The 10,149-nt window shown below is 59.0% G+C and carries 10 protein-coding genes; all 10 read right to left on the bottom strand.

What is annotated here, in order from left to right; all coding sequences use genetic code 11:
• Positions 1-45: 45 nt before the first annotated feature.
• Positions 46-1,881, bottom strand: a complete 1,836-nt coding sequence (gene glmS, locus M5G11_RS11815; RefSeq protein WP_273912893.1) for a glutamine--fructose-6-phosphate transaminase (isomerizing) — start codon at positions 1,879-1,881, stop codon at positions 46-48.
• A 12-nt stretch (positions 1,882-1,893) separates the two neighbouring features.
• On the bottom strand, positions 1,894-2,661 hold the full coding sequence (locus M5G11_RS11810) for a DeoR/GlpR family DNA-binding transcription regulator (RefSeq protein ID WP_273912894.1): 768 nt from the start codon (positions 2,659-2,661) through the stop codon (positions 1,894-1,896).
• Between the two features lie 207 nt (positions 2,662-2,868).
• Complete coding sequence (gene glmU, locus M5G11_RS11805; RefSeq protein ID WP_273912895.1) at positions 2,869-4,236, bottom strand: bifunctional UDP-N-acetylglucosamine diphosphorylase/glucosamine-1-phosphate N-acetyltransferase GlmU; 1,368 nt, start codon at positions 4,234-4,236, stop codon at positions 2,869-2,871.
• 123 nt (positions 4,237-4,359) lie between these two features.
• Entirely contained in the window at positions 4,360-4,779 is a 420-nt protein-coding gene (locus tag M5G11_RS11800) for a F0F1 ATP synthase subunit epsilon (protein WP_273912896.1), read from the bottom strand.
• 44 nt (positions 4,780-4,823) lie between these two features.
• Positions 4,824-6,200 carry a F0F1 ATP synthase subunit beta gene (gene atpD / locus M5G11_RS11795; RefSeq protein WP_273912897.1) on the bottom strand — a complete coding sequence of 459 codons (1,377 nt, stop codon included), beginning with the start codon at positions 6,198-6,200 and terminating at the stop codon, positions 4,824-4,826.
• 27 nt (positions 6,201-6,227) lie between these two features.
• On the bottom strand, positions 6,228-7,088 hold the full coding sequence (atpG, locus tag M5G11_RS11790; RefSeq protein WP_273912898.1) for a F0F1 ATP synthase subunit gamma: 861 nt from the start codon (positions 7,086-7,088) through the stop codon (positions 6,228-6,230).
• Between the two features lie 50 nt (positions 7,089-7,138).
• Entirely contained in the window at positions 7,139-8,683 is a 1,545-nt protein-coding gene (gene atpA / locus M5G11_RS11785) for a F0F1 ATP synthase subunit alpha (RefSeq protein WP_273912899.1), read from the bottom strand.
• A 21-nt stretch (positions 8,684-8,704) separates the two neighbouring features.
• Positions 8,705-9,241, bottom strand: a complete 537-nt coding sequence (locus M5G11_RS11780; protein ID WP_273912900.1) for a F0F1 ATP synthase subunit delta — start codon at positions 9,239-9,241, stop codon at positions 8,705-8,707.
• A 12-nt stretch (positions 9,242-9,253) separates the two neighbouring features.
• On the bottom strand, positions 9,254-9,724 hold the full coding sequence (locus M5G11_RS11775) for a F0F1 ATP synthase subunit B (protein ID WP_273912901.1): 471 nt from the start codon (positions 9,722-9,724) through the stop codon (positions 9,254-9,256).
• 55 nt (positions 9,725-9,779) lie between these two features.
• Positions 9,780-10,037, bottom strand: a complete 258-nt coding sequence (atpE, locus tag M5G11_RS11770; RefSeq protein ID WP_003097235.1) for a F0F1 ATP synthase subunit C — start codon at positions 10,035-10,037, stop codon at positions 9,780-9,782.
• Between the last annotated feature and the right edge of the window lie 112 nt (positions 10,038-10,149).

The following is a 10,149-nucleotide window of genomic DNA, read 5'->3' as shown; positions in this document are numbered from 1 at the left end:
ATCTTTAATGCAAAAACACACGCAACCATTGCAGCGTTACGTGGCTTACTCCACCGTCACCGACTTGGCCAGGTTGCGCGGCTGGTCAACGTCAGTGCCCTTGAGCACGGCGACGTAGTACGACAGCAGTTGCAGCGGAATGGTGTAGAGAATCGGCGCCAGGGCGTCGGCAATGTGCGGCACATTGATGACGTGGGTGCCTTCACCATTGGTCATGCCGGCCTGCTCGTCGGCGAATACGATCAGCTCGCCACCACGGGCCCGCACTTCCTGCAGGTTGGACTTGAGCTTCTCCAGCAGCTCGTTGTTCGGCGCCACGGTGACCACCGGCATGTCGCTATCGACCAGGGCCAACGGGCCGTGCTTGAGCTCACCTGCCGGGTAGGCCTCGGCGTGGATGTAGGAGATCTCCTTGAGCTTGAGAGCACCTTCCATTGCCACCGGGAACTGTGCTCCACGGCCCAGGAACAGGGTGTGGTGCTTGTCGGCGAACAGTTCGGAGATCTTCTCGATCGTGGTGTCCATCGCCAGGGCTTCACCCAGGCGTACCGGCAGGCGACGCAACTCTTCGACCAGCTCGGCTTCCACACCTGCCGCCAGGGTGCCACGCACCTGACCCAGCGCCAGGGTCAGCAACATCAGCGAGACCAGCTGGGTGGTGAAGGCCTTGGTCGAAGCCACGCCGATTTCCGGGCCGGCCAGGGTCAGCAGGGTCAGGTCCGACTCACGCACCAACGAACTGATGCCGACGTTGCAGATCGCCAGGCTGGCGAGGAAGCCCAGTGCCTTGGCGTTGCGCAGGGCTGCCAGGGTGTCGGCGGTTTCGCCAGACTGGGAGATGGAGACGAACAGGGTGTCCGGCTGCACCACTACCTTGCGATAGCGGAACTCGCTGGCAACTTCGACCTGGCACGGGATACCGGCCAGCTCTTCGAGCCAGTAACGCGCAACCATGCCGGCGTGGTAGCTGGTGCCACAGGCGACAATCTGCACGTTGCGAACTTTGCCGAACAGCTCGGCAGCCTGTGGGCCGAATGCCTGAACCAGCACGTGGTCCTTGCCCAGACGGCCTTCCAAGGTACGTTGCACCACGCTTGGCTGCTCATGGATTTCCTTGAGCATGAAGTGACGGTAGGCGCCTTTGTCGGCGGCTTCGGCACCTTCGTGGTACTGCACGGTTTCGCGCTGGACGGCCTTGCCGTCGATGTCCCAGATGGCGATCTGGTCGCGGCGGATTTCGGCGATATCACCTTCTTCCAGGTACATGAAGCGGTCGGTGACCTGGCGCAGGGCCAGTTGGTCAGAAGCCAGGAAGTTCTCGCCATGGCCCAGGCCGATCACCAGCGGGCTGCCGCTGCGGGCGGCCAGCAGGCGGTCTGGCTGATTTGCGCTGATCACGGCCAGGCCGTAGGCGCCGTGCAGTTGCTTGACCGTGGCTTTCAGGGCATCGGCCAGGTCCGACACCGACTTCAGGGTGTGGTGCAGCAGGTGCACGATCACTTCGGTGTCGGTTTGCGAGCTGAACACATAACCCAGCGCCTTGAGCTGTTCGCGCAGGGCTTCATGGTTCTCGATGATGCCGTTGTGCACCACGGCCAGTTCGTGACCGGAGAAGTGCGGGTGAGCGTTGTGCTCGGTCGGCGCACCGTGGGTGGCCCAACGGGTGTGGGCGATACCCAGTTGGCCGATCAGCGGGTCGGCAACCACGGCCGCTTCCAGCTCGCTGACCTTGCCGATCCGGCGACGGCGCTCCAGGTTACCCTGGGCGGTGTACACGGCCAGGCCAGCGCTGTCATAGCCGCGGTATTCCAGGCGCTTGAGGCCTTCGATCAGGATGGCTGTGATGTTGCGCTCGGCAACGGCACCAACGATTCCACACATAGATAATTGCTCCTAGCTGATTGCGGCGCAGATGACGTTGATGCCGCGGGCTTCAATCTGTTCGCGTGCCTCGATGGACAGGCGCTCATCAGTAATCAGGGTGTTGACGCTGCTCCAGGGCAGCTCGAGGTTGGGGATCTTGCGCCCGACCTTGTCGGACTCGACCATCACGATCACTTCGCGGGCCACCTCGGCCATGACCCGGCTCAGGCCCAACAGCTCGTTGAAGGTGGTGGTACCCCGCTGCAAATCGATGCCGTCGGCACCAATGAACAGCTGGTCGAAATCGTAAGAGCGTAGTACCTGCTCGGCGACCTGGCCCTGGAACGACTCCGAATGCGGGTCCCAGGTGCCACCGGTCATCAGCAGCACGGGCTCGTGCTCCAGCTCGCTCAGGGCGCGGGCCACATTCAGCGAGTTGGTCATCACCACCAGGCCCGGCTGCTGGCCCAGTTCGCGGATCATCGAGGCGGTGGTGCTGCCACTGTCGATGATGATCCGCGCATGTTCGCGAATGCGCTGCACTGCTGCACGGGCGATCGCCTGCTTGTAGAGGGAGACCGGCTGGCCCTGGTCGGTGATCAGTTCCTGCGGCATCGTCACCGCACCACCGTAGCGGCGCAGCAGCAAGCCGTTGGCTTCAAGCGCCGCAAGGTCCTTGCGAATGGTGACTTCCGACGTTTCGAACTGCTTGGCGAGCGCGTCCACACTCACTTCGCCCTGCTCGTTGAGCAGCGCAAGGATGTTGTGGCGTCGTTGCGGCGTGTTGCGTTTCGACATGAGCGCTTAAGTTTCGATTCGAAAGATAATGACGGCAATCAAAACCTAAAGCTTTCGTTTCGTCAAGCTGACGGGGGGAATTTTCCGATGGTGTGTATAACGTGGCGCATCATTGTTATCCACAGCTGAAGCTTTGTGGACAGCCAAAAACAGAAAGGCCGACTTATGCACAATGCCGTCGGCCTTTCTGTTCAGCTGTTAATAACTTCAGCTTTTCTTGATTTTCTCGGGACGCTTCCAGCCATCGATGTTGCGCTGGCGCGCACGCCCTACTGCCAACTGCGCCGCTTCAACGTTCTGGGTGATCGTCGAGCCGGCTGCCGTGGTTGCCCCGGCAAGGATATCCACAGGTGCCACCAGCGAGTTGTTCGAACCGATGAACACGTCTTCGCCCAGCACGGTCTTGAACTTGTTCGCACCATCGTAATTGCAGGTGATGGTGCCAGCGCCAATGTTGGTACGAGCACCGACTTCGGCATCGCCCAGGTAGGTCAGGTGACCGACCTTGGCTGCTTCACCCAGGTGGGCGTTCTTCAGCTCGACGAAGTTACCCACATGGGCCCGCGCTTCCAGCACGCTGCCCGGGCGCAGGCGGGCAAACGGGCCGGCATCGGAATGCTCGCCCAGCACCGCACCTTCGATATGGCTGTTGGCCTTGATCACGACGCCCTTGCGCAGGATGCTGTCCTTGATCACGCAGTTCGGCCCGATGACCACATCGTCTTCGATCTCGACACGGCCTTCGAGAATCACGTTGATATCGATCAGCACGTCGCGACCGACCGTCACCTGGCCACGTACATCAAAGCGTGCCGGGTCGCGCAGGGTGACCCCCAGGGCCATCAGCCGGCGCGCTTCGCGCAGCTGGTAATGGCGCTCAAGCTCTGCCAGCTGGCGCCGATCGTTGGCGCCCTGCACTTCCATCGGGTCGTGCGGCTGTTCGGTAGCGACCACCAGGCCATCACCTACTGCCATGGCGATCACGTCGGTCAGGTAGTACTCGCCCTGGGCATTGTTGTTCGACAAGCGGCCCAGCCAATCGGCCAGGCGTGCAGCCGGCACGGCGAGAATGCCGGTGTTGCCTTCCTTGATGGCTTTTTGCGCGTCGTTGGCATCCTTGTGCTCAACGATCGCCGTGACCTTGCCCTGGGCATCGCGCACGATCCGGCCATAGCCGGTCGGATCATCCAGGGTCACGGTCAGCAAGCCCAGCTGGGTTGGGGTCACCAACGCCAGCAAGCGCTTGAGCGTATCGACTTCGATCAGCGGCACATCCCCATAGAGGATCAGCACGGTGTCGGCGGTCAGTTCCGGCAGGGCTTGGGCGACGGCATGACCGGTGCCCAATTGTTTGTCCTGCAGGACGAAATTCAGATCATCTGCGGCCAGACTCTCACGAACCAGCTCCGCACCATGCCCGATCACCACATGGATGCCCTGTGGCTGAAGCTGGCGCGCGCTGTGGATAACATGCCCGAGCATGGAATCACCGGCGACCGGATGCAAAACCTTGGGCAGCGCCGAGCGCATGCGGGTGCCTTGGCCGGCGGCGAGAATAACGATATCGAGAGACATTGACTGGCTACCAATCCTGGATGGTCAGCAGTGTGACCAGAAGATGAAATGCAGAAAAAGAAAAAGGGTAGCCGAGGCTACCCTTTAACTCAATCGCTGGAGAAGTGATCGGCCTGGGCCGGATTACTTCCCTTTGCGCATTTGCTGAACGGTACGCAGCTGGGCTGCGGCCTCGGCCAGACGTGCGGCAGCGGCGCCGTAGTCGAACTCCGCGCCTTTTTCATGCAGGGCACTCTCAGCAGCCTTGAGGGCATCCTGAGCCTGAGCTTCATCCAGGTCAGCAGCACGTTGCACAGTATCGGCAAGCACCTTGACCATGTTCGGCTGAACCTCGAGGAAACCACCAGAGATGTAGAACACCTCTTGGGCGCCACCCTGCTTGGTCAGCGTGATCGGACCTGGCTTCAGATTCGTGATCAGCGGGGCGTGGCCTGGAGCGATACCAAGATCACCCAGGTTGCCGTGCGCAATCACCATCTCGACCAGGCCGGAGAAAATCTCTCCTTCCGCGCTGACGATATCGCAATGGACTGTCATAGCCATCTGCTTGCCTCAACCTGATTAGCGCCCCTTGCGGGGCGCCGGGATTACAGTTTCTTGGCTTTCTCGACCGCTTCTTCGATGCCGCCGACCATGTAGAACGCTTGTTCTGGCAAGTGGTCGTAGTCACCTTTGAGGATGCCGCTGAAGCCTGCAATGGTGTCTTTCAGGGAAACGTATTTGCCTGGAGAACCGGTGAAGACTTCTGCCACGAAGAACGGCTGGGACAGGAAGCGCTGGATCTTACGAGCACGGGATACCAGTTGCTTGTCGGATTCGGACAGTTCGTCCATACCCAGGATCGCAATGATGTCCTTCAGCTCTTTGTAGCGCTGCAGTACGTACTGAACGCCACGCGCGGTGTCGTAGTGCTCGTTGCCGATGACGTTCGGGTCCAGCTGGCGCGACGAGGAGTCCAGTGGATCGACCGCTGGGTAGATACCCAGGGAGGCGATGTCACGGGACAGTACGACGGTGGCGTCCAAGTGGGCGAAGGTGGTCGCTGGCGACGGGTCAGTCAGGTCGTCCGCAGGTACGTATACGGCCTGGATCGAGGTGATCGAACCTTCCTTGGTCGAAGTGATACGTTCTTGCAGAACGCCCATCTCTTCAGCCAGGGTCGGCTGGTAACCTACTGCCGAAGGCATACGGCCCAGCAGTGCGGATACTTCAGTACCGGCCAGGGTGTAACGATAGATGTTGTCGACGAACAGCAGAACGTCGTTACCTTCGTCACGGAACTTCTCAGCCATGGTCAGGCCGGTCAGCGCTACGCGCAGACGGTTTCCTGGTGGCTCGTTCATTTGGCCGTATACCAGAGCAACCTTGTCCAGTACGTTGGAATCCTTCATCTCGTGGTAGAAGTCGTTACCCTCACGAGTACGCTCACCCACACCGGCGAACACGGAATAACCGCTGTGCTCGATGGCGATGTTACGGATCAGTTCCATCATGTTTACGGTTTTGCCTACACCGGCACCACCGAACAGACCGACTTTACCGCCCTTGGCGAACGGGCAAACCAGGTCGATAACCTTGATGCCGGTTTCCAGCAGGTCGTTGCCGCCTGCCTGGTCAGCGAAGGAAGGAGCGTCGCGGTGAATACCCCAGCGCTCTTCTTCACCGATCGGACCAGCTTCGTCGATCGGGTTACCGAGGACGTCCATGATACGGCCCAGGGTCGCTTTACCGACTGGTACCGAGATGGCCGCGCCGGTGTCGTTCACGTCCAGGCCACGTTTCAGGCCTTCGGTGGAACCCATCGCAATGGTACGAACCACGCCGTCGCCCAGCTGCTGCTGAACTTCCAGGGTGGTTTCCGCGCCTTGTACTTTCAGCGCGTTATAGACACTCGGTACGCTGTCACGTGGGAATTCCACGTCGATGACGGCGCCGATGATTTGAACGATACGTCCGCTACTCATAGCTGGATCCTCTGAATATTTGAACCGTTAAACCGCGGCAGCGCCGCCGACGATTTCCGAGATCTCTTGGGTGATCGCAGCCTGACGCGCCTTGTTGTAGATCAGCTGCAATTCGCTGATCAGGTCACCGGCGTTGTCGGTGGCGTTTTTCATTGCGATCATCCGCGCCGCTTGTTCAGCTGCGTTGTTCTCGACCACCGCCTGGTAGACCTGCGACTCCACGTAACGCACCATCAGGCCGTCAAGCAGCTCTTTGGCGTCAGGTTCGTAGAGGTAGTCCCAGTGGTGCTTGAGTTCTTGATCCGGGGTTGCGACCAACGGAATCAACTGCTCGACCGTTGGCTGTTGCGTCATGGTATTGATGAACTTGTTCGATACCACGGACAGGCGATCGATACGGCCATCCAGGTAAGCGTCCAGCATGACCTTGACGCTACCGATCAGATCATTGATCGACGGCTCTTCGCCCAGGTGGCTGATCGCAGCGACGACGTTACCGCCGAAGTTGCGGAAGAATGCCGCACCTTTGCTGCCGACAACGCACAGATCGATCTCGACGCCTTGCTCGCGGTTTACCGCCATGTCCTTGACCAGGGCCTTGAACAGGTTGGTGTTCAAGCCACCGCACAGACCACGGTCACTGCTCACCACGACATAACCGACGCGCTTTACAGGGCGATCGAGCATGAACGGGTGGCGGTATTCCGGGTTGGCGTTGGCCAGATGACCAATCACCTGGCGGATACGCTCCGCATAAGGACGGCTAGCAGCCATGCGCATTTGTGCCTTGCGCATTTTGCTGACCGCCACTTTTTCCATGGCGCTGGTAATTTTTTGCGTGCTTTTGATGCTCGCAATCTTACTGCGAATCTCTTTTGCGCCTGCCATGTAACACCTATCAGGTTAGCAAGCGGGGGCTGCAAAGCCCCCGCTGCGGCTTACCAGGTTTGGGTGGCCTTGAACTTCTCGATACCGGCTTTGATGCCAGCGTCGATTTCGTCGTTGAAGTCACCCTTCACGTTGATCTTCGCCATCAGTTCGGCGTGATCACGGTTGAAGTAGGAGATCAGCGCTTGTTCGAAGCTGCCGATCTTGGCGATTTCGACGTCGGTCAGGAACCCACGCTCAGCGGCATACAGCGACAGCGCCATGTCCGCGATGGACATTGGAGCGTATTGCTTCTGCTTCATCAGTTCGGTAACACGTTGACCGTGTTCCAGCTGCTTACGGGTGGCTTCGTCCAGGTCAGAAGCGAACTGGGCGAATGCTGCCAGTTCACGGTACTGAGCCAGAGCGGTACGGATACCACCGGAAAGCTTCTTGATGATCTTGGTCTGAGCGGCACCACCCACACGGGATACCGAAACACCGGCGTTCACTGCAGGGCGGATGCCCGAGTTGAACATGGCCGATTCCAGGAAGATCTGACCGTCGGTGATCGAGATCACGTTGGTCGGAACGAACGCGGAAACGTCGCCAGCCTGGGTTTCGATGATCGGCAGTGCGGTCAGGGAACCGGTCTTGCCAGTTACAGCACCGTTGGTGAACTTCTCTACGTACTCTTCGGAAACGCGCGATGCACGCTCCAGCAGACGGGAGTGGAGATAGAACACGTCGCCTGGGTACGCTTCACGTCCTGGTGGACGGCGCAGCAGCAGGGAGATCTGACGGTAGGCAACGGCCTGCTTGGACAGGTCATCGTAAACGATCAGTGCGTCTTCACCGCGGTCACGGAAGAACTCGCCCATGGTGCAACCGGCGTATGGCGCCAGGAATTGCAGTGCGGCGGATTCCGAAGCAGTAGCTGCCACCACGATGGTGTTGGCCAGTGCGCCGTTTTCTTCCAGCTTGCGAACGATGTTGGCAACGGTCGAACGCTTCTGGCCGACAGCAACATAAACACAGAAAATACCGCTGTCTTTCTGGTTGATGATGGCGTCGATGGCCATGGCGGTCTTACCGATCTGACGGTCACCGATGATCAGCTCACGCTGACCACGGCCGACCGGGATCATGGCGTCGACGGATTTGTAGCCAGTCTGTACAGGCTGGTCTACCGACTTACGCCAGATCACGCCAGGTGCAACTTTCTCGACAGCGTCGAACTCGGTGTTGCCGAGTGGACCTTTACCGTCGATTGGGTTGCCCAGTGCGTCAACAACGCGACCCAGCAGTTCCTTACCAACAGGAACTTGCAGGATGCGGCCGGTGCACTTGGCGCTCATGCCTTCAGCAAGAGTCTGGTACTCGCCCAGGGCTACCACACCAACGGAGTCACGCTCCAGGTTGAGGGCCATGCCGTAGACGCCGCCAGGGAACTCGATCATTTCGCCGTACATAACGTCGGCCAGACCGTGAACCCGCACGATGCCGTCAGAAACGCTGACGACAGTACCTTCGTTGCGAGGCTGGGAGGACACATCGAGCTTCTCGATGCGACCCTTGATGATTTCACTTATTTCGGAAGGATTGAGTTGCTGCATTGCTCTGCTGCCCCTTCAAACTCAAGATTTCAATGCTTCGGCCAGTTTCGCGATTTTGCCGCGCACTGAGCCATCGATAACCAGGTCGCCGGCGCGGATTACGACGCCACCGATCAAGCTGGCATCCTCCGACACTTGCAGGCGCACTTCCCGGTCGAGCCGTGCACTGAGAACCTTGGCGAGTTTGTCTTGCTGTTCTTGGTTCAATGCAAAAGCACTGGTGACGTCCACATCCACGGATTTCTCTTGCTCGGCCTTGTACAGGTCGAACAACGCCGAAATCTCCGGCAACAGCGGGAGACGTTCGTTTTCCGCGGCAACTTGGATGAAACTCTGTGCCGGTGCATCAAACTTGTCACCGCACACTTCAATAAAAGTGGCGGCCTTTTGTGCGCTCGTCAGTCGCGGGGCCTTGAGCAGGCGCTGCATCGTGTCGTCTTGCGACACCGCAGCAGCCAGGCCGAGCATGGCTGACCAATTGGCCAGTTGCTGATGGGCCTGGGCGTGCTCAAAGGCAGCCTTAGCGTAAGGTCGGGCCAACGTGGTCAGTTCTGCCATGATCGCCCTCGCTTAAATTTCAGCGGCCAGTTTGTTAACCAGCTCCGCATGCGCGTTTTGATCGATTGTGGCGCCAAGGATCTTTTCAGCGCCTTCAACGGCCAGGCTACCCACTTGGGCGCGCAGCGCGTCTTTGACACCGTTCAGTTCCTGTTCGATCTCGGCCAGAGCCTGAGCTTTCACACGGTCAGCTTCGACGCGGGCCTGATCACGGGCTTCCTCGACGATCTGAGCACCGCGCTTCTTCGCTTGCTCTACGATTTCAGCTGCCTGAGCCTTAGCTTCGCGCAGTTGTTGACCCGCTTTATCTTGGGCCAACTCCAGGTCGCGAGCTGCTCGGTTGGCAGCGTCCAATCCATCCGCGATCTTCTTCTGACGTTCTTGCAATGCCGCGATGACCGGAGGCCACACGAACTTCATGCAGAACAGTACAAAGATGAAGAACGCAACGGACTGGCCAATCAGGGTTGCATTAATGTTCACGCCAACACCTCGCTCGTTCTTAGTCCATCACACCACACACTCGAAAATCGAGTGATTAGCCTGCGATTTGACCAACGAAAGGATTAGCGAAGGTGAAGAACAGAGCGATACCAACACCGATCATGGTCACGGCGTCGAGCAGACCGGCAACGATGAACATTTTAACTTGCAGCATTGGAACCATCTCTGGCTGGCGAGCAGCGCCTTCCAGGAACTTGCCGCCCAGCAGGCCGAAACCAATGGCGGTACCCAGGGCACCCAGGCCGATCAGCAGAGCAACAGCGATAGCGGTAAGACCAACTACAGTTTCCATCTTTCCTCCCGACTTTTACGTCGTATTGGTTAGGTTTTTTAGTTTGAAGCGGTAAAACAAAATCGTTTTTTACAGCTGCCCTTGCGGACGTTTTCGACCCTCCCCCGTGCTG

Source organism: Pseudomonas fontis (genome assembly GCF_028656955.1).
Lineage (GTDB): Bacteria > Pseudomonadota > Gammaproteobacteria > Pseudomonadales > Pseudomonadaceae > Aquipseudomonas > Aquipseudomonas fontis.
The sequence above is the reverse complement of the archived record's forward strand: the minus strand, read 5'-3'. Positions and strand labels throughout refer to the sequence as shown.

Excerpts from the sequence above, each read along its gene's own strand:
- atpG (WP_273912898.1), bottom strand. The coding sequence starts at position 7,088 with ATGGCAGGCGCAAAAGAGATTCGCAGTAAGATTGCGAGCATCAAAAGC.
- atpD (WP_273912897.1), bottom strand. The coding sequence starts at position 6,200 with ATGAGTAGCGGACGTATCGTTCAAATCATCGGCGCCGTCATCGACGTG.
- atpA (WP_273912899.1), bottom strand. The coding sequence starts at position 8,683 with ATGCAGCAACTCAATCCTTCCGAAATAAGTGAAATCATCAAGGGTCGC.
- atpE (WP_003097235.1), bottom strand. The coding sequence starts at position 10,037 with ATGGAAACTGTAGTTGGTCTTACCGCTATCGCTGTTGCTCTGCTGATC.
- M5G11_RS11800 (WP_273912896.1), bottom strand. The coding sequence starts at position 4,779 with ATGGCTATGACAGTCCATTGCGATATCGTCAGCGCGGAAGGAGAGATT.
- glmU (WP_273912895.1), bottom strand. The coding sequence starts at position 4,236 with ATGTCTCTCGATATCGTTATTCTCGCCGCCGGCCAAGGCACCCGCATG.
- M5G11_RS11810 (WP_273912894.1), bottom strand. The coding sequence starts at position 2,661 with ATGTCGAAACGCAACACGCCGCAACGACGCCACAACATCCTTGCGCTG.
- glmS (WP_273912893.1), bottom strand. The coding sequence starts at position 1,881 with ATGTGTGGAATCGTTGGTGCCGTTGCCGAGCGCAACATCACAGCCATC.
- M5G11_RS11780 (WP_273912900.1), bottom strand. The coding sequence starts at position 9,241 with ATGGCAGAACTGACCACGTTGGCCCGACCTTACGCTAAGGCTGCCTTT.